We start from the raw sequence: 22796 nt of genomic DNA on the forward strand, positions 1-22796 counted from the left end.
GGGCGCGCGCAGGCAAAGCGCTGCCCTGGCGCGCCGTGCGCCCGTGTGTCTGTCTGGTGGAATCGGGATGCGGCCGTGACGGCCGGCGGATCAGGCTTCGAGCCGCTTGCCGCGGGTTTCGGGCAGGGTCAGCGCGGCGACGATCATGATGCCGTAGGCGCCGGCCGCGAACAGGCCGATGGCGTGGCCGAGCGAGAGCGATTGGCCGGCGGCGCCGATCGCGAACGGGAACAGCGAACCGATCGCACGTCCCATGCTGTAGCAAAAGCCCTGGCCGGAGCCGCGCATGCGGGTCGGGAACAACTCGGTGAGAAAGGCGCCCATGCCGCTGAAGACGCCGGAGACGAAGAAGCCGAGCGGGAAACCCAGCACCAGCATCACGTTGTCCGTCACCGGCAAGCGGGTGTAGGCCAGCGCGATCAGCAGCGAGCCCACGGCGAACAGGATGAAGTTGCGCTTGCGGCCCAGGCGGTCGGTCAGGTAGGCGCTGACGATGTAGCCGATGTACGAGCCGGCGATGACCATCGCCAGATAGCCGCCGGTGCCGAGCACCGTCAGGTGGCGCTCCGTCTTCAGGAACGTGGGAAGCCAGGTCGTGATCGCGTAATAGCCGCCTTGCGCGCCGGTCGTCAGCAGCACGGCGCGCAGCGTCGTCGAGATCATGCCCGGCGCGAAGATCTCGGTGAACCGCGCTTGTTCCGCGTGCTCGCTGCGGCGCTGCGCGGCCAGGAAGACGTCCGGCTCCTCCACGAAGCGGCGGATGTAGATGACGAAGACGGCGGGGATGATCCCGAGCAGGAACAGCGAGCGCCACGCCAGTTCGGCCGGCAGCAGCGAGAACATCAGCGCATACAGCAACGCCGAGACGCCCCAGCCCAGCGCCCATCCGGCCTGCACCATGCCGACCGCCTTGCCGCGGTCCTTGGCGCGGATGACTTCACCCATCAGGATCGCGCCGGCCGTCCATTCGCCGCCCATGCCGAAGCCCATCAGGCCGCGCAGCACGAGCAGCTGGCCGAAGGTCTGGGCAAAGCCGCTCAGGACCGTGAACACGGCGAACCACAGGATCGTCAGTTGCAGCGTCTTCACGCGGCCGATGCGGTCCGACAGGATGCCGGCCAGCCAGCCGCCCAGCGACGACGTGAGCAGCGTGACGGTGCCGATCAAGCCGGCATCGCCCTTCGACAGGCCCCACGTCGCGATCAGCGTGGGAATGACGAAGCTGAGGAATTGCGTGTCCATCGCGTCCAGCGCGTAGCCGACCTTGCAGCCGATGAAGGTGCGGCGTTCGGCCTTGGTCAGTTGGCGCAGCCAGCCGAAATGGCCGGCGTCCACGCGCTCCTGCGTGAGTTCCTGGGTATTCATGTCGTCTCCGTTGTGGGTATATTTTTTTACAGCGTCATCGTTTTACAGCGTCGCCAGCGATGCATTCGGCACGTCGGTCACCAGCATGTAGCCGGGACGGTGCGTGACGACGAACGGCAGGCGTGCGGCGCGGATCGCTTCCTGCGGCGTGACGCCGCATGCCCAGAACACGGGCACTTCGTCCGCCATGACCTCGACGGCGTCGCCGTAGTCGGGCCGCGCCAGGTCGGCGATGCCGATCAGGCGCGGATCGCCCAGGTGCACCGGCGCGCCATGCACCGCGGGAAAGCGGCTGGTGATCTGGATCGCGCGGATCGCATCCCGCGCCTTCAACGGGCGCATGGACACGACCATGTTCGCGCCGAACGGCCCCGCCGCTTCGTTCGGGATGTTCGTGCGGTACATGGCGATGTTCTTGTCCTGCTCGATGTGGCGCAGCGGGATGCCGGCGGCGAGCAGCATCTCTTCGAACGAGAACGAACAGCCGATCGCGAACGCGACCAGGTCGCCGCGCCACAGGCCGGCCAGCGACGCCGGCGTGTCCGCCAGTTCGCCGTCGCGGTAGACGTAGTAGCCCGGCACGTCGGTGCGCAGGTCGAGGTCGGCGCCCAGTGCCGGCAGGTGCCACGCGCCCGGCTCGCCGACCGCGAGCAATGGACAGGCTTTCGGATTGCGCTGGGTAAAACGCAGGAAGTCGTGGGCCTGCGCCTCCGGCAGGATGACGAGGTTGGCCTGGGCAAAGCCGCCGCAGACGCCGGCGGTCGGCTTGCGGAATTCACCCGCGCGGACCAGGTGACGGAACTGGATCGGTTTCATTTTTTTCAGCTCGGTAATGACATGCAAATAAGCATAGATGCGTATTCTCTATCCACCAAGCCACTTATTTTTACCGCATGTGTTAAGTTTTACTAAACGCGTCTCCTCCCCATTCCCGTTATGCTTAAAGTATTCTTTACGCCATGAACACCCGCTTCCTCGAAACCCTGATCACCCTCGCCCAACTGCGCAGCGTCCGCGCGACCGCCCGCGCCATGCACGCGACGCCGGCGGCGATTTCATTGCGGATCAAGGCGCTGGAAGAAGAGCTGCAGACGGAACTCATCGACCGCAGCACCCGCGAATTCCGGCTGACGCCGAACGCGGACTATCTGCTGAACCACGCGAAGGCGGTCGTGGATGCGACGCGGCGCCTGCGCGAGGCGGCGCGCACGGACAGCGCGGTGCGGGGCCGGCTGCGGCTGGGCGTGATCGAGACGGTGGTGCACAGCTGGCTGGCGCATTCCGTACGCCAGCTGAACGCCAGTTTTCCTGAGCTGGAAATCGATCTTGTCGTGGACATGAGCACGACGCTGGAAAAGCGCCTGCTGGCCGGAGAGCTCGACCTGGTGGTGGGCATCGAGGGTGTCAACAACAGCCAGATCACGTCGGAGCCGCTGGCCGTGTATCCGGTACGGTGGATCGCGCGCGAGGGCCTGCTGGCGCCGCAGCGGGAAGGCCTGGCCCAGCGCCTGCTGCAATTCCCGATCCTGACGTTCGGCCGCGGCACGGCGCCGCACCGGATGCTGGAAGACATCGTCACCCGGCTCGCCAGCCTGAGCGGGGTGCCGCTCGAACAGACCCGAATCACCTGCTCGCCGTCCGTGGCCGCCATCATCCAGCTGATCCGGAACGGCTTCGGCGTGGCCGCGATTCCCTGGCTGTTCGTCAGCAGCCACCTCGAGAACGGCGAATTCGTGGAGGTGCCGCTGCAGCCGGTGCCGCCGCCGATCATCGTATCGATGAGCCGCTGCACCAACGCGGCGGTGGCGGTGCATGCGGCGGCGTCCGCCGTGCGCGCGGCCTGCGCCGAGTATTGCGCGCAGGTGGACGAGCGGTATATCGAGAGCCTGGGCTAGTTGCGGGAACCGCCCATTCTTGCGCCGTTCACTGCTGGCGCTTTTTCTCTTCCTTCTTGACTTTCTTGTCCGCCTTCTTTTCCTTGGCGGTTTTGGCGGGTTCTTTCTTCGCAGATTTTTTTGCGTCCTGGTTTTTACTCATTCTATTCTCCGTGACAATGGATTCGATCGATTTCAACGCTTGCAAGATTCAATGGATCGAGCAGCCACGCAGCGTTGGTAATGGTTGAATGGCAATAGCAACGTCGCCTTCGGGATCTTCCTCGGTTTTCCACTGAATCCATGCAAGCACTTCGGCAATACTGGCCAATCCGCTGTGCAAGGAAGCGCGGGTTGCGTAATAATCGGCCAGCTCGCGGTCGTCGGACACGGGCACGGCGGTCACCGAGTGGCCCAGTGCGAGGATTTTCGCTTCCAGTTCTTTGAGATCGAACGTCAGCGCGGCATGCAGCACTTCCATGGCCGCCACTGCGTCGTCCATATCGTAGGAGATTGCATCGTCCATTGCGGTTCTGTTTCCAGCCTTGTGGTTGTCTTGTGATGCGCGGGCCGGGCAACGCGGTGCGTGGAAAGCCGGATAACGGAAGGAATAAAAAAGCGGGCAACATCCGGCTCACGCAAACATAAGATACAGCAATTATCAAAAGCGCGTCGCATCGAATCGTTGCCATTCCGACCGCGCGCGATAATGCGGTCATGCAGGCCGAAAAAAATAAATCGGAAATGATTAGGTGAACAGGGAAAAGTCCTGTATCTTTCATCGGGCACTGCATCAAGTCGTCGTTATTGTTGGCCTTTCTCTCCCGTCCTGCTTCCGCCGGTCCCGTTTGATTTCCTTCGTTACACTCCCTTGGTCGAAAGTGCGTTTCGGGCGCTTTGCCCATGCATGTAAAAAGGATTAAAAATGACTACTCAAACCGGCACCGTAAAATGGTTCAATGACTCCAAGGGCTTCGGCTTCATTACGCCCGACGCAGGCGGCGGCGATCTGTTCGCCCATTTCCAGGACATCCAGTCGGAAGGCTTCAAGAGCCTGGCCGAAAACCAGCGCGTTTCGTTCGAGCGCTCGACCGGCCCCAAAGGCGAAAAAGCGGGCAATATCCGCGCGATTTAATCAGCCAGCCTGATCACCCGGACGCACCACGCAGATAGCGTGGGCGCCCACCAAAAAACGGATTCACGTTCAGCGTGACTCCGTTTTTTTCATGAGGGGTGCCTCCCGCGCGAACGCCAGCAGCCGCTCCCGCACCCAGCGCTGCGCCGCATCGCCGTGATTGCGGTTATGCCAGGCCATGTGGATGGCGAATCCGGACACCGGCAGCGGCGGCGCCAGCACGCGTAGCCGCACGGCGCGGCCCTCCACCATGCGCGCCGGTATCAGCGCGACGAGATCGGAACGCTCGACCAGGTCCAGCACCGCATGGAACGTCGACGCCGACACGGCGACCCGGCGCCGCAGGCCCTGCGCGTCGAGCACCTCGTCGACGGGGGTGGTGAAACTGCCGCCGCGCGGCGACACCATCACGTGTTCGAGTGCGCAGAAGCGCCGTACGTCCAGCGGACGGCGCAGCGCCGGGTGGCCGCGCCGCGCAATGAAGACGTAGCGCTCCTCGAACAGCCGGCGCGAACGGAGGGCGTCGGCGATGCCGTCCGGCGTCAGCACGGCCAGGTCGATCGCGCCCTGTTCCATCTGCGCTTCCAGGCGCGCGGCGTCGGCCGCGCGCAGCGCGATGCGCAGGCCGGGCGCCTCCCGGCGCAGCGCCAGCGTGAAGTCGAGCAGCAGGGCCGCCTGCACATAGTCCGACGCCGCGATGCGGACGGTGAACTCGTCGCGCGCGGGATCGAAGGCACGGGCCGACGTCACCACGTCGCGCAGCTGCGCGAGGGCCGCCGCGAGCGGCGCCTGCAGGCCCAGGGCCAGCGGCGTGGGCGTCATGCCGCGGTGGCTCGGCACGAACAGCGGATCGCCCAGCATCTCGCGCAGGCGCGCCAGCTGGGCGCTCAGCGCGGGCTGGCTCAGGCTCAGGCGCTGCGCGGCGCGGCTCACGCTGCGCTCGGCCAGCAGCGCGTCGAGGGTCACGAGCAGGTTGAAGTCGAGTCTCTTGATATCCATTTTTTGGATACTACCCCAAAAGCCGGCTGGCATTCCCGGCCGCCCCGGGCGCGCCCAGAATGCATTCATCGCCAACCGAGGAGCACAACGATGAAGACCGCAACCAAGACCATTCTGCTGGTGCACGCCCACCCCGATCCCCACTCGCTCACCGCGCAGATGGTGCAGGCCGCGCGCGCCGAACTGCGCGCCCAGGGCCATGAAGTGATCCAGTCCGATTTATATGCGCTGGGCTGGAAGGCCGTGTACGACGAACACGATTTCCCCGACCGCGTCGACCGCGCACGCCTGTCGTTCGTGGACGAATCCGGCCACGCCTTCAGCACCGGCACGCAGCCGGACGACGTGCGCGCCGAACAGGCCAAGCTGATGGCGGCCGATGCCGTCGTGTTCCAGTTTCCGCTGTGGTGGTTCAGCATGCCCGCGATCATGAAGGGCTGGATCGAGCGCGTGTACGCCTTCGGCTTCGCCTACGGCTTTCAAGGCGCCGGCAACCGCCACCGCTACGGCGAGGGCGGCCTGGCCGGCAAGCGCGCGCTGTTGTCCGTGACGACGGGCGGTCCGGCCGCCGACTACGGCCCGCGCGGCATCAACGGCCAGCTCGACGAACTGCTGTTCCCGATCACGCACGGCGTCCTCTTCTATCCCGGCATGGAGGTGCTGCCCACGTATGCCGTGCACGGCGCGGGCCGCATCGATGCCGCCGGCGTCGAGCGGGCCAAGGCCGGCCTGGCGGCGCGCATGCGTACCCTGTTCGACGACGCGCCGCTGCCGTACCGCCTGCAGAACGGCGGCGACTTCCCCGACCGGCACGTGCTGGCGGACGACGTCGCGCCCGGCGTCACGGGATTGCGCGCGCATCTGCGCTGAGGGTTCGCGCCCGTCGTGGGACAATGGCGGGATCATCACTACGCGGTAACTCACGACGGTGCCGCGTATGCTCAGGATGAAACAGGAAGCCATTAAAACCACGTGCGTCAAGACCGTCCACCCGCTTTAACACCGTCGCCCCCGCGCAGGCGGGGGCCCAATTTGCATGCGCCATCGAAACGCATACAACCTGGGTTCCCGCCGCCGCGGGAACGACGTGGCAACTGAAAGGAATTTTTTCATGACCACGACCATGCACAAGATCGCCCTGGTCCTGTTCGTGCTCGCCCTGCTGCACACGTTCGCCACCCGCCTCTTCGAAGTGCTGGCGCACCGCCATCCGCGCCACGCCGGGCTGTTCCACCTGCTGGGCGAAGTGGAAGTCGTCTTCGGCTTCTGGGCGTTCGTGCTGATGCTCGCGATGGCCTTCGTCGACGGCAGCGCCGCCGCCATCGACTACGCCGAGTCGCGCCACTACACCGAGCCGCTGTTCGTGTTCGTCGTGATGGTGGTGGCCGCGTCGCGCCCCGTGCTGGAGGCGGCGCGCGCCATCGTGCGCGTGCTCGCGCGGCTGCTGCCGCTGCGCACCGAGGTCGCGCAAACGTGGCTCGGCCTCGCGCTCGTGCCGCTCGCCGGCTCGCTGATCACGGAGCCGGCCGCGATGACGCTGGCCGCCCTGATGCTGGCGCCCTCCGTGTTCCGCCAGGGGATGCCGGAATGGCTGAAGTACGGGGCGCTGGGCGTCCTGTTCGTCAACGTGTCGATCGGCGGCACCCTGACGTCGTACGCCGCGCCGCCCGTGCTGATGGTGGCCGCCGCGTGGGGCTGGGACAGCGTCCACATGCTCACGCACTTCGGCTGGCGCGCGCTCGTCGCCGTGCTGGCCAACGCCAGCGTCGTGACCTTCCTGCTGCGACCGCACCTGCGCCCGCTCGACGTGTCGATCGACGGCGAGGCGCGCATGCGCATGCCGCCGCTGGTGACACTGACCCACCTGGCCGTGCTGACGGCGATCGTGCTGCTGGCCCACCATCCCGTGCTGTTCGCCGGCATCTTCCTGCTGTTCCTCGGCGTCATCCAGGCGTACCCGCGCTACCAGGACCCGCTGATCCTCAAGGAAGGGCTGCTGGTCGGCTTCTTCCTCGCCGGCCTCGTCGTGCTGGGCGGGATGCAGCAATGGTGGCTGCAACCCATCGTCGCGAAGCTGGAGCCCACCGCCCTGTTCTTCGGCGCGCTGGGCCTCACGGCCATCACGGACAATGCCGCGCTGACCTATCTCGGCTCGCTGATCGCCGGGCTGTCCGACCGCGCGCAGTACATGCTGGTGGCGGGCGCCGTGGCCGGGGGCGGCCTGACCGTCATCGCCAACGCGCCGAATCCGGCCGGCGTGGCCCTGCTGCGGCGCGGCTTCAATGACGAGTCGATCGGGGCCATCGGCCTGCTGCTGGGCGCGCTGGCGCCCACTTGTGCGGCGGCCGTGTTGTTCTTGTTGTAAGTTATTCCCTGGAGCGGGACCTTCCTCGTCCCGCAGCGAGGGAAACATGGATCAAGACCTGCTGGTCAGCAAAACGGGCACCATCGAGCGCTGCTGCAAGCGTGCCCGCGACGAATACGAGAAGGACCCGACCACCTTCGTCGGCGACATCACGCGCCAGGACGCGGCCACCCTGAACGTGATCCGCGCCTGGGAGGCGGCCGTCGAAATGGGCGACCACGTGCTGGCCGACCAGGGTCTCGGCCCGGCGCGCGACGAGCGCGAGATCATCACGCTGCTGGCCGACAACGGCTGGATCGAGGCGGCGCTGGCCGAGGAGCTCAAGCGCACGGGCGAATTCTGCCGCGCCGAATGGGATTACCAGGCCGCGCCGCTGCCTGCGCTGGTGACCATCATCAAGCGCGGGCTGGACGATTTCGACGTCTATGCGCGCGCCCTGCTGACCGGCGCCGAGGCGTTGCCGTCCGGGCCCGCCGGATCGCCTCCGTTGTCGAACTGATGGCGGCCCAACTGGTATCATGCGCCCTTTGACGAACCGCCATTTAGCAAACCATACAAGAACATGAGCCAACCGACCAACCTGCCATCCTTCTGGAGCCGGCTGTCCCTTGCCTTCGGCGCCTTCTTCAAGACCCTGGGCGACGCCGAATTCGCCGCGCGCGTGCGCGACGACCAGGTCGGCCCCGTCGCCGCACCTGCTCCCGCACCGGCGCCGGCACCCACGCCGGCTCCGGCGCCCGCCCCGCTGCGCATCGCCACGCCGGACGCCGCCCTGCAGCTGCTGGGCCTCCTGCAGCGCGAAGCGCGCCTGATCGACTTCGCCAACGAAAACATCACGGTCTATGCGGATGCCGACATCGGCGCCGCCGCCCGCCTCGTGCACGAAGGCTGCGCGCGCGTGCTGCGCGAGCACTTCACGATCGAGCCGGTGCGCGGCGAACTGGAAGGCGCGCGCGTGACCCTGCCGGAAGGCTTCGACGCGGCCAGCGTGCGCCTGACCGGCAACGTCGTCGGCAAGGCACCGTTCACCGGCACCTTGAGCCACCGCGGCTGGCGCGCCCGCGACGTGCGCCTGCCGCAGCTGGCGGATAAACACGACGCCAGCATCATCGCCCCGGCGGAGGTGGAACTGTGAGCGACATCCCGAACCACGACGCCCGCTACGCCATCGGCATCGACCTGGGCACGACGCACAGCGCGCTGTCGTACGTCGACCTCCAGGCCAGCGACGGTGAACAGGCCGACCAGCGCGTGCTCGGCATCCCGCAGCTGAGCGCCCCCGGCACGGTCGAAGCGCTGCCGCTGCTGCCCTCGTTCCTGTACCTGCCGCATCCCGAAGAACTGGCGCCGGGCGAACTCGCGCTGCCTTGGGCGGACGGCCAGGCCGCGCCCGCATTGTCTTATGTTGTCGGCGACATGGCGCGTTCGCGCGGCGCAAGCACGCCGATCCGCCTCGTGTCATCGGCCAAGAGCTGGCTGAGCCACCCGAGCGTGGACCGCCGCGCCGCCATCCTGCCGACCGACGCACCGGAAGAAGTCGACAGAGTCTCGCCGCTGGCGGCATCCACCCGCTACCTCGAGCACCTGAAAGCCGCCTGGAACGCGGCGCACCCGGACGCGCCGTTCGAACGGCAGGCCGTCACCGTGACGATCCCCGCCTCGTTCGACCCGGCCGCGCGCGAACTGACGGCGGAAGCGGCGAAGAACGCCGGCTACGGCAGCCCGACCCTGCTGGAAGAACCGCAGGCCGCGCTGTACAGCTGGATCGAAGGCAGCGGCGGCGGCTGGCGCAAGCAGGTCAAGGCCGGCGACATCGTGCTCGTCGTCGACGTGGGCGGCGGCACGAGCGACTTCTCGCTGATCGCGATCCTCGAACGCGACGGCAACCTGGAACCGCACCGCGTCGCCGTCGGCGACCACATCCTGCTGGGCGGCGACAACATGGACCTCGCGCTGGCCCACCTCGTCGCGAGAAAACTGCAGGCGACCGGCACGCAGCTGGACGCGTGGCAGATGCGCGCCCTCACCTACGCCTGCCGCGGTGCCAAGGAACACCTGCTGGCCGACGTCGACGCGACCACCTGGCCCATCGTCGTGCCGAGCCGCGGCTCGAAGCTGATCGGCGGTTCGATCCGCACGGAGCTCACGCGCGACGAAGTCACCACGTTCATCACGGACGGCTTCTTCCCGCGCGTGGAAGCCGCCGCGCGGCCGGCGACACGCGCGCGCGCGGGCCTGACGCAGGTCGGCCTGCCGTATGCGCAGGACGCCGCCATCACGCGCCACCTGGCCGCCTTCCTGGGCCGCCAGGCCGGCGCCACGGCGGCGCTGGAAGGCTTCAACGGCAACGTCGATCCGGGCCACACCTTCCTGCACCCGAGCGCCGTGCTGTTCAACGGCGGCGTGTTCAAATCCGAGATCCTGTCCAGGCGCGTGATGGACACCCTCAACGACTGGCTCTACATGGAAGGCGCGCAGCCCGCGCGCATGCTGGAAGGCGCGGACCTCGACCTGGCCGTCGCCCGCGGCGCCGCCTACTACGGCTATGCGCGGCGCGGCGGCGGCGTGCGCATCCGCGGCGGCACGGCCCGCTCCTACTACGTCGGCATCGAGTCGTCCATGCCGGCGATCCCCGGCTTCGAACCGCCGCTGGAAGCGCTGTGCGTGGCGCCGTTCGGCATGGAAGAAGGCAGCGAACTGGAACTGCCGGGCCAGGAATTCGGCCTCGTCGTGGGCGAACCCGTGCACTTCCGCTTCTTCGGTTCGTCCGTGCGCCGCCAGGACCACATCGGCGCCGTGCTCGAATCGTGGAGCCCGGACGAGCTGCAGGAACTGAACGAGATCCAGGCGACCCTGCCGGCCGAGGGCCGCACGCCGGGCGACGCCGTGCAGGTCAAGCTGCACGCGGTGGCGACCGAGGCCGGCACGCTGGAGCTGGTGGCCGTGGCGCGCGACGGGCAGCGCTGGAAGGTCGAGTTCGACGTCCGCAGCACCGAGCAGTGAACCGCGCTTCCGTGTCCACGCCGGCCCGCGTCGGCATCGATCTCGGCACCACCAACACGGTGCTGGCCTATGCCGACGCCGGGCTCGATACCGTGGCCACGTTCGACATTCCCCAACTGGTGGCGCCCGGCGAGGTCGGCACGGCGCCGCTGCTGCCGTCGAACCGCTACCACCCGCTGGCCGGCGAACTCGCCGCGGGCGCGCTGCAGCTGCCGTGGTCCGCGCCCGACGTGGGCGGCGTGGAGCGCGTGGCCATCGGCCGCCTGGCCCGCACGCTCGGCGCGGCGTCGCCGGGCCGGCTCGTCGCGTCCGCGAAAAGCTGGCTGTCGCATCCGGGCGTGGACCGTACGGCGCCCATCCTGCCGTGGGGCGCGCCGGACGACGTGCCGAAAGTCTCCCCGCTCGCGGCCAGCGCCAGCTATCTCGCGCACCTGCGCGCCGCCTGGAACACGCGACATCCGGACCGTCCGCTGGAAGACCAGCAGATCGTGCTCACCATCCCGGCCTCGTTCGACGAAGGCGCGCGCGCCCTCACCCTGGAAGCGGCGCGGCGCGCGGGCCTGGCCGACGTGCGCCTGCTGGAAGAACCGCAGGCAGCGTTGTACGACTGGCTGCAGCGGCATCGCGCAACCCTCGCGGCCGACCTCGCGGATGCGAAGCTGGTGCTCGTGGCCGACGTGGGCGGCGGCACGACCGACTTCACGCTGGTGAAGGTCGAACTGAAGGATGGCGAACCCGCGCTGGCGCGCATCGGCGTGGGCAACCACCTGATCCTCGGCGGCGACAATATGGACCTCGCCCTCGCCCACCTGGCCGAAGCGCGCATGAAAGGCGCCGACGGCCAGCGCCTGTCGGCCGGCCGCCTCGCGCAACTGACGGAACGCTGCCGCGCCGCGAAGGAGCAGTTGCTGGCGCCGGATGCGCCGGATGACGTCAACGTCACCCTGCTCGGCGGCGGTTCGCGCCTCGTCGGCGCCAGCCGCTCGGCCACGCTGACGAAGGCCGACGCCGAGCGCATCGTGCTGGACGGCTTCTTTCCCCTCAACGCCGCGCAGGAAGGCCCGCAACGGGCCCGCGCAGGCATCGTCGAATTCGGCCTGCCGTATGCGAGCGACCCGGCCATCACGCGCCATCTGGCCGGCTTCCTGCGCCAGCACGCGCAGGCGGCGCGCGCGGCGCTGGGCCTCGTTGACGACGACCGCTTGCCGGTGCCGGACACCCTGCTGCTGAACGGCGGCGTATTCCGCGGCGAAGCGCTGGCGCACAGGCTCGCCGCCGTGCTGTCCGCATGGCGCGGCGCGCCGGTCCGGGTGCTGCACAACGCCGATCCGGACGTCGCGGTCGCGCGCGGCGCCGTCGCGTATTCGCTCGCGCGGGCCGGGCTCGCGCCCGCCATCGAGAGCGGGTCGGCCCGCAGCTACTACCTGCTGCTGGACGAGGCGCCCGCGGGCGGCCGCAAGGACGGGCGACTGCGCGCCGTCTGCGTGCTGCCGCGCGGCGCCCGCGCCGGCGCCGAGATCACGCTGGCGGAACGCAGCTTCGCCCTGCGCCTGGGACGGCCCGTGCGCTTCCACCTCGTGTCGGCCGTGGGCGACGCGGGCAATGCGCGCGCCGGCGATCTCGTCGACCTCGATCCCGCCGACGTCGTGCGCTTGCCCGCGATCGCCACCGTGCTGCGCGCCCAGGACGCCAGGGCCGGCGCGCGCGGCAGCGAGATTCCCGTGCAACTGGCGGCCGCGCTGTCCGAACTCGGCACGCTGGAGATGTTCTGCGTGGCCGAGGATGGCAGCGGCCAGCGCTGGCGCCTGGAGTTCCAGCTGCGCAGCGAAGACGATGCGCCGGCCGCCGCGGCAGGTCAGCATCCGCAGCTCGACGACGCCATCCAGCGCATCGACCGCATCTTCGGCGCGCGCAACCAGCAGGTCGAAGCGCGCGAAGTGCGCCAGTTGCGCGGCGCGCTCGAACACGTATTGGGCGGCCGCGAACGCTGGGAGACGCCCCTGCTGCGCCGCCTGTTCGACACCCTGATGGAACGCGCGAAAGGCCGGCGCCGCTCGGCCGAGCACGAACGCGTGTGGCTGAACCTGGCCGGCTGGTGTTTGCGGCCCGGCTTCGGCGATCCGCTCGACGACTGGCGCATCCAGCAGCTGTGGGCCCTGTTCCCGGCCGGCGCCCAGTACGTCAAGGACAGCCAGGTGCGCGCCGAATGGTGGACGTTGTGGCGGCGCGTGGCCGGCGGCCTGTCGACGGAAGCGCAGCTGCGCCTGCTCGACGATTTCGCCTTCAACCTGCAGGCCGAGCCGGGCGAGCGCGCCAGGCGGCCCGCCACGCTCGTCGACGGCAACGAGGACGACATGCTGCGCCTGGGCGCGTCGCTGGAACGCATCCCGGCCGCGTACAAGGCCGAGATCGGGGACTGGATGGTCGGCCGCATCATGGCGATCGCCCCGGCGCCGAAGCCCGATGCGAAGGCGGCGGCCACGTATGCGCGCTACCTGTGGGCGCTGGCGCGCGTGGGCGCGCGGGCGCCGCTGCACGGCAGCGCGCACGAGGTGGCGCCGCCCGATGCCGCCGGGCGCTGGCTCGCGGAACTGATGCAGCTCGACTGGAAGCGGATCGAGCCGGCCGGCTTCGCCGCCGCCCACCTCGCGCGCAAGACGGGCGACCGCACGCGCGACATCGACGAGGCGCTGCGCGCACAGGTCCTGCAACGCCTGGCCGCGACCGGCGCGCCGGCCGGCTGGTCCGCGCAGGTGCGCGACGTCGTCGAGCTGGACCAGGAAAGCAGCACGCGCATGTTCGGGGACGCGCTGCCGCCGGGGCTCAAGCTGCTGCGCTGAATGCGTCGCCCCCGCGCAGGCGAATATCCGAGTACCGTCGCCCCCGCGCAGGCGGGGCCCAAGTTTCAAGCGTCATCGAGATGCCAGCAAATTGGATCCCCGCCTGCGCGGGGACGACGTTCGGATCGCGGGAACGACGTTCGGATCGCGGGAACGACGTTCGGATCTCGGGGACGACGTTCGGATCGCGGGCACGACGTTCAGACCTCGGCAACGCCGGCCCCCTCCGCAGCGACGACGTATCCGGCGGCGCCGAGCACGAACATGGCTTTTCGGGCATCATCCTTCTCCACCGAGCCACAGAAGGAGAGTGCAATGCTTGATCCCACGAACCCGTTCGCGACCCCGTACGTCCCGCCCCGGGTCTGGTCCCCGGCGACGCCGTCGGGTGGTGCCTTCGCCAGCATCAACCGCCCCATCGCGGGCCCGACCCACGAGCAGGAACTGCCGGTCGGCAAGCATCCGCTGCAACTGTATTCGCTGGGCACGCCGAACGGCCAAAAGGTCACGATCATGCTCGAGGAGTTGCTGGCCGCCGGCCACACGGACGCGGAATACGACGCCTGGCTCATCAAGATCAACGAAGGCGCCCAGTTCGGCAGCGGCTTCGTCGGCGTGAATCCGAACTCGAAGATCCCGGCCCTCGTCGACCGCAGCGGCGACACGCCCGTGCGCGTGTTCGAGTCGGGGTCCATCCTTGTCTACCTGGCGGAAAAATTCGGCGGTGCGTTCCTGCCCAAGGACATCGCGACCCGCACGGAAACGTTCAACTGGCTGATGTGGCAGATGGGCTCGGCGCCCTTCGTCGGCGGCGGCTTCGGCCACTTCTACGCCTATGCGCCGGAAAAGCTGGAATACCCGATCAACCGCTACGCGATGGAAACGAAGCGCCAGCTGGACGTGCTCGATCGCCTGCTGGCTGGGCGCCGCTTCGTGGCCGGCGACACATACACCATCGCCGACATGGCGATCTGGCCGTGGTACGGCGGCCTCGTGCTGGGCGAGCTGTACGACGCCGGCGAATTCCTGGCCGTGCACCAGTACCAGCAGGTGCGCCGCTGGGCCGACGAGATCCTGGCGCGGCCGGCCGTGATGCGCGGCCGCAAGGTCAACCGCGTGCGCGGCAAACCGGAGGAGCAAGTGCTGGAGCGCCACGCCGCGTCCGACCTGGACTGAGCGCGCGGCCGCGGGCTGCGCCGCCCGCAGCCTCGAGGCGCCTCCTGCCATCGGTATCGGGCCTGACGGCCAGCTCGCCGGGCAATGACGCCATATCTCTTTCCCCACGTCTAGCGAGCGCGCGGCAACGCGGATAGGGACTAGTATCGCTCCCGTCGGCACGACATCCGCCGGGCCGCCCGCGCCACGATCGGACACGATTGAGTGAACGCAAACGCGCGCCGGCCGGTCCCCTTACCCTGAACGGATCGCCGCACCGACGGCCCTGCAATCATCGACATCAGGAGGACGAGATGACTTACGCAGATCGCGACAAATATGGCATGTACAAAACCACCGGCCAAAGCGCCGGCCATGCCGGTCCCGGCCCGGCGCTGATGGGCGCCGACACCCTGATCGGCGATAGCGTCGTCAACGCCACCGACGACGACCTGGGCGACATCAAGGAAATCATGCTCGACATGCAGACCGGCCAGGTTGCCTACGCCGTGCTGTCCTTCGGCGGCTTCATGGGCATGGGCGACAAGCTGTTCGCCGTGCCCTGGCAAGCCCTGCACCTGGACACCGTCAACAAGCGCTTCGTGCTCGACATCGACAAGCAGCGCCTGCAAAACGCGCCGGGGTTCGACAAGGATGCCTGGCCCGACATGGCCGACACCCAGTGGGCCCAGCACATCCACAGCTTCTACGGCACCGACCCCACGCGTCCCGGCGCGCCCAGCATGGGGCCGAACGTGGGGATGCGCGGCACGGCCGGCGGCGCCGGCACGGGCGTGGGCGCCGGCATGGGCTCGATGGGCGCCGGCCATGCCGGCTCGACCGGCACGGGTGCCGGCAGCGCAATGTCAGGCGGGGGCGCTGGCGGCAGCGTCGATCCGCGGCCCGGCACCGCCGGCAGCGATACCGACCTGAGCAAGATCCGCGGCAGCAACATCGGCTGACGGTCCGGGCCGGCAGTGCCCGATTCGGCATGGCGTCCATACGCCATGCCGCACGATATGTGTCGTCCCGACTTCGTGTCGTTACAACTTGTAACCTCAACAGTGCATCGCTTTTCCACGCAATCTGGCAGACTGACGGGGTGCAATATTTACTAATCAACCACCTGCAGGCCGCGCCGGCATGCCATACGGACGTCATTGAAATCTGCTAATTCTTAACAAAAGCTTTACCCAACTTTACAGCGCCGCCGGCTCTACGCCGGCCATTCGCCCCTACAATCTTCACGTCCTTTGTCTTTACTGTTTCACGGAAACGTCCCATGACCATGCGCTTTTTTCTTGACCATGAAAATCTCGAGTGAACAGACGCTGAAACTGGACAGCTGGGGCGGCCAGGCGCATCCTGGCGCCGCCATCAATTTCAGGCAGGCCGATCCGGCCGCATTCGAGGCGGACTGGCTGGCGGACACGGTGTCGCGCACGGCGCTGGTCGACCGCGCACTGCTGGCCCGTTCCGACAAGATCCTGTTCATCGCTCACCTGGCGCTGGGCGACTTCACTTACCTGCAAAGCTGCTTCGCCGCGTTCGCGCACGCCTTCCCGCACCTGAAGATCCACCTGTGGGTCGACGAACGCCGCCGCACGAACCGGGCGGCGGACTGGCCGCACCTGAAAAAATACGCCCTGTACGACTGGCTGGCCGAGTGCCCGCATATCGACAAGGTCTACGACGAAACCTACAGCCCGGCGCTGTACAAGGCATCGCTGCAGGAAGCGCGGCGGCAGGATTACCCGGTCGTCGTCTCGCTCGCCGTACTGGACCGGCACAAGTATGCGGGCCTCGCGCGCAAGATCAGCCCGCACGGCTTCGTCGTGGGCCAGAAAAAGCGCGTGCGGCCCTACGACCTGCCCAAGCACTTTTGCTACCGCAAGCTGGATGCCTTCATTCCCGCTTACGACGCCGCCTCGCATCCGGACCAGCACATCAGCGACATCTACGCCGACTGGTTCACGCAATTATTCGGCATCACGATTTCGCCGGCCGCCCGCTACCCCGTGCTGTCCATTCCCGCGCGCTGGATGGACTATGCGCGCGAGCGGTTCGCCGCCTGGGGGTTCGGCGGCGCCGGCACCGGGGCGTCCAGGGTCGTATTCCTGAATGCGTATTCGAAGTCGATCGAACGCTCGTGGCCGCTGGAACGGGTCATCGAACTGATCCGCACGATGCGGCGGGACGAGGCCTGGCGCGATGCCGGCTTCATCGTCAACGTCGTCCCCGAAGACCTGGCGCGCGCCCGCGCCCTGTTCGCCGGCCAGGACCTCGCGCGCACCCAGCTGTTCAGTGCCGAAGACAATTTCTTCCAGCTGCCGGCCATCCTCAGCCTGTGCAAGCTGATCGTCTCCGTCGAGACGGCCGTGATGCACCTGGCGAATGCCGTGCACGTGCCCGTCATCGCCCTGATGCGTCAAAAGAATCCGGAATGGGCGCCGATCGACAAGCGCAACAGCACCATCGTCACGGTGGCGCGGCGCGACGACTGGGTCGACAAGATCGGCGTGGACGAGGTGATGGCCGTGCTGGACCGGCAGGCGGCCTGACGCCGGCGCGGCCCGCGGCCCGCGACCCGCAGCCGGCCGCCGCGCTATGCCTGGCCGCACTACTTCTTGCCGCGCTACTTCCGGCCAGGCGACTCCTGGCCGAGCGACTCCCACGCCGGCAAGGCGAATTCCCTGCGTTCGCGCGCGTAAAACCAGGCCACCATCACCCCGAAACACGTGCCCGCCATGCCGGCCCTGAGCGCCAGGCCCAGCATGCCGACGCCCTGTTGGGACCACACCAGCAGCCACATGGACACGCCCCAGACGCCCGCGAACCAGGTGCCGTAGCCGAGCGCGATGTGGGCGAAGCCGAGGAAATGGGGCGGACGGACATTGACCCCGAGCTTCCACAGCAGCCGGAACAGCAGCGGCTCGGCATGATTGCGCGACAGGCCGCGCTCCGACAGCACGGCAAGGGAACGGTCCAGTTGTAATCGAAAATGCATGGTGGCGGTGCGATGATTGCTGTCCGGATCTTGAACAGCCAGGGCCGCCACCTTAGCAGGTGCGCCGCCGAAAAAATGCGTGCATTGTCACCGATGCATCGACAGTATCCAAAAACACATCGTGCCGCGTGCGCCCGAAGAACCGCTTGAACTCGCTGCGCCGCTGGCGTAATATAGTTAGGTAGCCTACCTATCACACGATGACCAACTCACACACCACACCGCGGAACGAACGCGTCGACCGCCTGTCCGAAGACTTGCGCGGCGCCCTCAAGGGCATCGTGCGCCAGATGCGGCGCGACACCGAGCGCCACGAGCAGGGCCTGTCGCTGATGCAGACGATGCTGCTGCACCTGATCCACGAACACCCCGGCATCGGCGTGGCCGAGCTGGCGCGCATGCAACAGGTGCGCAGCCCGACCATGAGCAGCCAGGTGAAGGCGCTGGAAGCGGCCGGCCTCGTCGAGCGCGCCGCGCCGTTGGCCCAGGACCGGCGCCGCAGCGGCCTGCACGTCAGCCAGGCCGGCCACGAGGCCTTGCGCCAGCTGCGCGACCGGCGCCACGACTGGCTGTCGCAACGCATCGCGCGCCTGTCGCCCGACCAGATGGAAGCGCTCGCCGGCGCCGTCGACGTCCTTACTATCCTTGCCGAACATGAAAATTGAAACCCCCGCCGACGCGCGCGAAATCCGTTCCGTCTACCTGGCCCTGATGGCCGTGCTGGGCCTCGGCGCGCTCGACCAGAGCATCGTCGCCACCGCCCTGCCCCGCATCGTCGACGACCTGGGCGGCATGGCCCATCTGTCGTGGGTCGTCACGGCGTACGTGCTGGCGTCCACCGCGACGATGCCGCTGTACGGCAAGCTGGCCGACCAGTACGGCCGCCGTCCGATGATCTTCACGGCGCTCGCAACGTTCCTGCTGGGCTCCGTGCTGTGCGGCTTCGCGCAGAGCATGACGCAGCTGATCGCCTTCCGCGCCATCCAGGGCATGGGCTCGGGCGGCTTCATGCCACTGGCGCAGATCATCATCGGCGACCTCGTGCCGCCGAAGGAACGCGGGCGCCGCCAGGGCTCGATCGCCATCGTGTTCGCCGTCACCAGCGTCCTCGGCCCGGTGCTGGGCGGGATCATGACGGACCTGCTGTCGTGGCACTGGATCTTCTTCATCAACCTGCCCGTCGGCGCGGTGGCCTTCTACGCCATCGCGCACTCGCTGCGCAAGCCCGTGCGCACGCACGCGCACCGCATCGATTACCTCGGCTCGGTGCTGCTCACCGTGTGCATCACCGCCCTGCTGCTGATCCTCGCGCTGGGCGGCACCGAATGGGCCTGGGATTCCGCGCAGGTGCAGGTCTGCGCCGCGCTCACGGTCGTGCTGGGCGGCTGGCTGCTCGTGCACCTGCGCCGCGCGCCGGAACCCGTGCTGCCGCCGGACCTGTTCGCGAACCGCGTCTTCAACGTCGCCAGCATCGTGATGGCGCTGACCTTCATGGGCCTGATGGGCGCCAGCGTGTTCTTCCCGCTGTTCTTCCAGCTCGTCATGGGCAACAGCCCGGCCCATTCGGGCATGATGACGGTGGCGATGATGGTCGGGATGATCGGCTCGTCGACCCTGAACGGCCGCGTCCTCTCGCGCTCGGGCAAGTACAAGGCCGTGCAGGTCGCCGGGCTGGCGGCGGCGGTATTGGCGTTCGCGGTCCTCGCCTGGGCCATGGACACGGCGCGCGGCTACTGGATCATCGAACCGGCCATCTTCCTGTTGGGCGCCGGGCTCGGTCTCGTCATGCCCAACATGACGATCGCCGTGCAGAACGCCTTGCCCGTCCCGCGGCGCGGCGTGGGCACGGCGATGCTGACCTTCTTCCGCTCGTTCGGCGGCCTGCTCGGCGTGACGGGTTCCGGCGCCATCCTCGCGCACCAGGTGCACGCGCACGGCATCGCGGCGGTCGCGCGCGGGGGCGCGCACGGCGCCGCCGCCGTGCTGCCGGCCGTGCAGGCGCTGACGGTGGACGTGTACCGCCACGCCATCGCCAACATCTTCGGCGCCGGCGCGCTGATCGTGCTGGCGGGGCTCGTCGCGCTGCTGTTCCTGCCGGAGCTGCCGCTCACCGGTCACCCGGCGGCGGCACCGGCCGCACCACCGGCGGAGTGAACACCGTCCACGCCGGCGCAACGCAGCCGGCGCCGGCGCGGACGTGCTATCGTTCCCGGCGGCTGTTCACGCAGCCCCGACGACTCATCAACCAGGAGGGAACATGGCCAGCAAGAATACGATTTGCCTTTGGTACGACAACGACGCACTGGGCGCAGCAACGTTCTATGCGGAGACGTTTCCGGACAGCGCCGTCGGCGCGGTCCACCGCGCGCCCGGCGACTATCCCGCCGGCCAGCAGGGGACTATCCTGATGGTCGAATTCACCGTCATGGGCATCCCCTGCCTCGGCCTGAACGGCGGTCCCGGCGTGCAGCACAACGAGGCGTTTTCGTTCCAGGTCGCGACCGAAGACCAGGCCGAGACCGACCGCTTGTGGAATGCGATCGTCGCCAATGGCGGCCAGGAAAAAGAGTGCGGCTGGTGCCGCGACCGGTGGGGCCTGTCGTGGCAGATCACGCCGCGCGTCCTCATGGACGCCGTCACCGGCACCGACCCGGCCGCGGCCAAGCGGGCGTTCGACGCGATGATGACGATGAAGAAGATCGACGTCGCGGCCATCGAGGCGGCACGGCGCGGCTGACGCGGGCCGGCGCCGGGGTTCAGGTGCCGGCCAGGACGTGCAGCGCACCGGTGCCGGTGCCAGCGCCGGTGCCGGCGTCGCGCACGGCGGCCTGCGGCTGGCGCGCCGGATCCTGGCGCGGGCCGTGCACGCAGTCCAGCGCCAGCAGCGCGCCGACCACGGCGCCGTCGCCGTCGCGCTCCAGCGCCGCCATCACGGTGGCGGCCGCCGCGCACAGGCGGGTGACGATGCGGGCCTGGTTGCGGCCTTGCGCCTTGCCCTGGTAAAGCGCCCAGTCGGCCAGGCGCACGGCGCATTGCCAGTCGAACGCGTCGCCCGTCACGGGCGGCAGCGCGACGACGCCCGCGGTGAGGGTCACCGGAATCCGGCAACTCCCGGCGTCGACCGGCGCCGTGCCGACCGTCTCCAGGATGCGGACCGCCATGCCGGCGACGCTGCCCGTGTCCGTGGCGGGCGCGTAGATCATGAATTCTTCGCCGCCCCAGCGCACCACCATGTCGGTATCACGCACGGCCGCGGCGAGCCGGCGCGCGACCTCGACGAGGACCGCGTCGCCCGCGCCGTGTCCCCAGCGGTCGTTGATGCTCTTGAAGTGGTCGATGTCCATGAGGACGAAGCAGTCGACGCCGTCGCGCGGATTGTGGCGGCGGTCGTCCCGGCCGGTCGCGCCGCGGCCGGCCATCCGGCCCGTCAGCGAACGCCGGTTGTGCAATCCCGTCAGGGCGTCGTGCGTCGACCTGAATTCGAGCTGTCCGTTCAATTCCTTCAGCTGGGCGTTGCTCCGCGCCGCGCGCCGATACATCACGTACACGACGACGCCCGCCAGCACCGTCAGCACGGCGGCGAACGTGGTCGCGAACTGCACCGTGCGGCGGTTGCCCAGCTCCGCATCCTTGAGCTTGTTCTCGCGTTGCAGCAGCACGATCTGCTGGCTGCGCCGGTGGGCATCGAATTCTTCCTGCAGCGCGGCGATCGCGCGGTCGCGCGCCACGCGGGCACTCTGCTGCTGCAGCGACTGCTGTTCGCGGACGATCTCCAGCGCGCGCTGATACTGCCCCGCGCGCTCCAGCATGCGGCCTTTCTCGTCCAGCATCGCTTCCAGGTCCGCCGTGGTTTTTTCCTTGCGCATCTCGGCGATCACGCCGTCGACATAAGGCGTGCCTTCGTCGATGCGGCCTTGCCCCATCAGGGCGAAACCGAGATTGGCGCGCGCCATCTGGATGACGTTCCGGTCGCTGACCTTGATCGATGCGACCAGTGCCTTGCGCGCTTCCTGTTCCGCGCGCACGTAATCCCGGCGGATCAGATAATAGTCCGCGATATTGCCCCGTATCGCCGCTTCCATCCCCAACAACCCGGCACGCAGCGCCGTCGCCAGCGCCTTTTCGAACGCGGCAATGCCTTCGTCATCCCGCCCCAGCCTGATCAGGGCGACGGCCCGGGTGAACTGCAGCGACGCGAGCGGCCGCAGCGGCATCCTTTTTTCCGCCATGCCCAGGTCGGCACTGTCGATCGCCTTGGCGGGATTGTCGGCATTGATGTACACCTGGGCGATGCGGCCGTACAGCGCGGCGCGCTTCCCGCTTTCACCGGGTTCGCCCTGCAGCAGGCGCAACCCGCGCAGATACGCCGCCAACGCCTCGTCGAACCGGGCGCGCAGATTCAGGATGTCGCCCTGCGTTCTCGCGGCCGCGACCTTGAACGTCAGCGACACGTCCGCGGGTGCCTGCGCCGTCGTCTGGTCCAGCAACACCTGCGCGTCGTCCAGGCTGTGCTTGTCGACCAGTTCGCGGACTGCGCCCAGCCGGGCCTCCGCCGCGCCCGCCGCGTCGCCGTGGGCGACGGCCAGTTGCAGCGACGTCCGGTCCAGCGCATACGACGCGTCCAGCTGGCCCAGGTCTTCCCGCAGCCAGGTTTCCATGCGCAACAGTTTCTGCCGGTTCTCGTACGACGCACCCGGCCCCAGCATGCGGCGCACGGTTTCCACCCGGTCCAGGGCCTGCATGGGCGCGTCTTCCGCCAGCCGCTGGATCCGCGCCACTTCGGCCGGCACGTCCACCGCGGGCGGCGCGGCGTGGGCGGCCGCGCCGAACACCGTGGCGGCGACGAACAGGACAGAGACGAAGCGGTTGCGAAGGGCCATGAACGGAAACGCCGGAAAATGATCCAGGATTGGTCACGCTGATTATCCGCCGGACTTATATTTACCTCAAGGAAACTGAAGTGATCGCACGGCAAATGACGCAATCGATGCATGAGTACAACATCGAGCGCCACGGGCATCAGATGTTATCGCATAACAATTATGTTACGTGT

General features: G+C 68.2%; 20 protein-coding genes. 14 read left to right on the forward strand and 6 right to left on the reverse strand.

The genetic code is table 11. The annotated features are described in order from the left end of the window. Window positions 1-90: 90 nt before the first annotated feature. On the reverse strand, window positions 91-1365 hold the full coding sequence (locus U9J41_RS11650) for an MFS transporter (RefSeq protein ID WP_322402346.1): 1275 nt from the start codon (window positions 1363-1365) through the stop codon (window positions 91-93). A 42-nt stretch (window positions 1366-1407) separates the two neighbouring features. After that, entirely contained in the window at window positions 1408-2190 is a 783-nt protein-coding gene (locus U9J41_RS11655) for a putative hydro-lyase (RefSeq protein ID WP_322402407.1), read from the reverse strand. Window positions 2191-2324: 134 nt separating this feature from the next. Between U9J41_RS11655 and U9J41_RS11660 the strand changes: the two genes are divergently transcribed. Next, window positions 2325-3260, forward strand: coding sequence for a LysR family transcriptional regulator (locus U9J41_RS11660; protein ID WP_322402347.1), 936 nt, complete (start codon window positions 2325-2327; stop codon window positions 3258-3260). A 190-nt stretch (window positions 3261-3450) separates the two neighbouring features. On the opposite strand, the gene U9J41_RS11665 is transcribed toward U9J41_RS11660, so the two are convergent. Next, the gene (locus tag U9J41_RS11665; RefSeq protein ID WP_322402348.1) at window positions 3451-3765 is read right to left on the reverse strand and encodes a hypothetical protein; all 315 of its coding nucleotides are present in this window, start codon (window positions 3763-3765) and stop codon (window positions 3451-3453) included. Between the two features lie 399 nt (window positions 3766-4164). On the opposite strand from U9J41_RS11665, the gene U9J41_RS11670 reads away from it, so the two are divergent. Next, window positions 4165-4374: a cold-shock protein gene (locus tag U9J41_RS11670; protein ID WP_056443212.1), complete on the forward strand. Its 210-nt coding sequence runs from the start codon at window positions 4165-4167 to the stop codon at window positions 4372-4374. Between the two features lie 69 nt (window positions 4375-4443). Here the strand turns inward: U9J41_RS11670 and U9J41_RS11675 are convergent, their stop codons facing one another. Beyond that, window positions 4444-5373: a LysR family transcriptional regulator gene (locus U9J41_RS11675; RefSeq protein ID WP_322402349.1), complete on the reverse strand. Its 930-nt coding sequence runs from the start codon at window positions 5371-5373 to the stop codon at window positions 4444-4446. Window positions 5374-5463: 90 nt separating this feature from the next. Here U9J41_RS11675 and U9J41_RS11680 point away from each other — a divergent pair, with 90 nt between their 5' ends. The 9 genes from U9J41_RS11680 (at window position 5464) to U9J41_RS11720 (ending at window position 17297) form a co-directional block, all read left to right on the forward strand. Then, window positions 5464-6243 carry an NAD(P)H-dependent oxidoreductase gene (locus U9J41_RS11680; RefSeq protein WP_322402350.1) on the forward strand — a complete coding sequence of 260 codons (780 nt, stop codon included), beginning with the start codon at window positions 5464-5466 and terminating at the stop codon, window positions 6241-6243. Window positions 6244-6484: 241 nt separating this feature from the next. Next, window positions 6485-7738 (forward strand): putative Na+/H+ antiporter, encoded by a 1254-nt coding sequence (locus U9J41_RS11685; RefSeq protein WP_322402351.1) that lies wholly within the window; start codon window positions 6485-6487, stop codon window positions 7736-7738. A 46-nt stretch (window positions 7739-7784) separates the two neighbouring features. Continuing rightward, a complete protein-coding gene (hepT, locus tag U9J41_RS11690; RefSeq protein ID WP_322402352.1) occupies window positions 7785-8237 on the forward strand; it encodes a type VII toxin-antitoxin system HepT family RNase toxin in 453 nt (150 codons plus the stop codon). Between the two features lie 63 nt (window positions 8238-8300). Then, window positions 8301-8873 (forward strand): DUF2760 domain-containing protein, encoded by a 573-nt coding sequence (locus tag U9J41_RS11695; protein WP_322402353.1) that lies wholly within the window; start codon window positions 8301-8303, stop codon window positions 8871-8873. Continuing rightward, the gene (locus U9J41_RS11700) at window positions 8870-10741 is read left to right on the forward strand and encodes an Hsp70 family protein (protein ID WP_322402354.1); all 1872 of its coding nucleotides are present in this window, start codon (window positions 8870-8872) and stop codon (window positions 10739-10741) included. Before U9J41_RS11695 ends, U9J41_RS11700 begins: the two co-directional genes overlap by 4 nt. Continuing rightward, window positions 10738-13581 (forward strand): Hsp70 family protein, encoded by a 2844-nt coding sequence (locus tag U9J41_RS11705; protein WP_322402355.1) that lies wholly within the window; start codon window positions 10738-10740, stop codon window positions 13579-13581. Before U9J41_RS11700 ends, U9J41_RS11705 begins: the two co-directional genes overlap by 4 nt. A gap of 315 nt (window positions 13582-13896) precedes the next feature. Further along, window positions 13897-14757, forward strand: a complete 861-nt coding sequence (gene yghU / locus U9J41_RS11710; protein WP_322402356.1) for a glutathione-dependent disulfide-bond oxidoreductase — start codon at window positions 13897-13899, stop codon at window positions 14755-14757. 293 nt (window positions 14758-15050) lie between these two features. Continuing rightward, on the forward strand, window positions 15051-15698 hold the full coding sequence (locus tag U9J41_RS11715; RefSeq protein ID WP_322402357.1) for a PRC-barrel domain-containing protein: 648 nt from the start codon (window positions 15051-15053) through the stop codon (window positions 15696-15698). A gap of 345 nt (window positions 15699-16043) precedes the next feature. Next, a complete protein-coding gene (locus U9J41_RS11720) occupies window positions 16044-17297 on the forward strand; it encodes a glycosyltransferase family 9 protein (RefSeq protein WP_322402358.1) in 1254 nt (417 codons plus the stop codon). 74 nt (window positions 17298-17371) lie between these two features. Here the strand turns inward: U9J41_RS11720 and U9J41_RS11725 are convergent, their stop codons facing one another. Continuing rightward, entirely contained in the window at window positions 17372-17743 is a 372-nt protein-coding gene (locus tag U9J41_RS11725) for a DUF6404 family protein (RefSeq protein ID WP_322402359.1), read from the reverse strand. Window positions 17744-17943: 200 nt separating this feature from the next. Here U9J41_RS11725 and U9J41_RS11730 point away from each other — a divergent pair, with 200 nt between their 5' ends. From U9J41_RS11730 to U9J41_RS11740, 3 genes are all read left to right on the forward strand, one after another. Then, on the forward strand, window positions 17944-18408 hold the full coding sequence (locus U9J41_RS11730; RefSeq protein ID WP_322402360.1) for a MarR family winged helix-turn-helix transcriptional regulator: 465 nt from the start codon (window positions 17944-17946) through the stop codon (window positions 18406-18408). Further along, a complete protein-coding gene (locus tag U9J41_RS11735; protein WP_322402361.1) occupies window positions 18398-19897 on the forward strand; it encodes an MDR family MFS transporter in 1500 nt (499 codons plus the stop codon). The genes U9J41_RS11730 and U9J41_RS11735 overlap by 11 nt, the downstream gene beginning before the upstream one ends. 103 nt (window positions 19898-20000) lie before the next feature. Beyond that, complete coding sequence (locus U9J41_RS11740) at window positions 20001-20480, forward strand: VOC family protein (protein ID WP_322402362.1); 480 nt, start codon at window positions 20001-20003, stop codon at window positions 20478-20480. Window positions 20481-20499: 19 nt separating this feature from the next. On the opposite strand, the gene U9J41_RS11745 is transcribed toward U9J41_RS11740, so the two are convergent. Further along, window positions 20500-22623, reverse strand: a complete 2124-nt coding sequence (locus U9J41_RS11745; protein ID WP_322402363.1) for a tetratricopeptide repeat-containing diguanylate cyclase — start codon at window positions 22621-22623, stop codon at window positions 20500-20502. Window positions 22624-22796: the final 173 nt, after the last annotated feature.

Origin of the sequence: Massilia luteola, from assembly GCF_034420155.1 — a bacterium.
Classification (GTDB): domain Bacteria; phylum Pseudomonadota; class Gammaproteobacteria; order Burkholderiales; family Burkholderiaceae_D; genus Telluria; species Telluria luteola.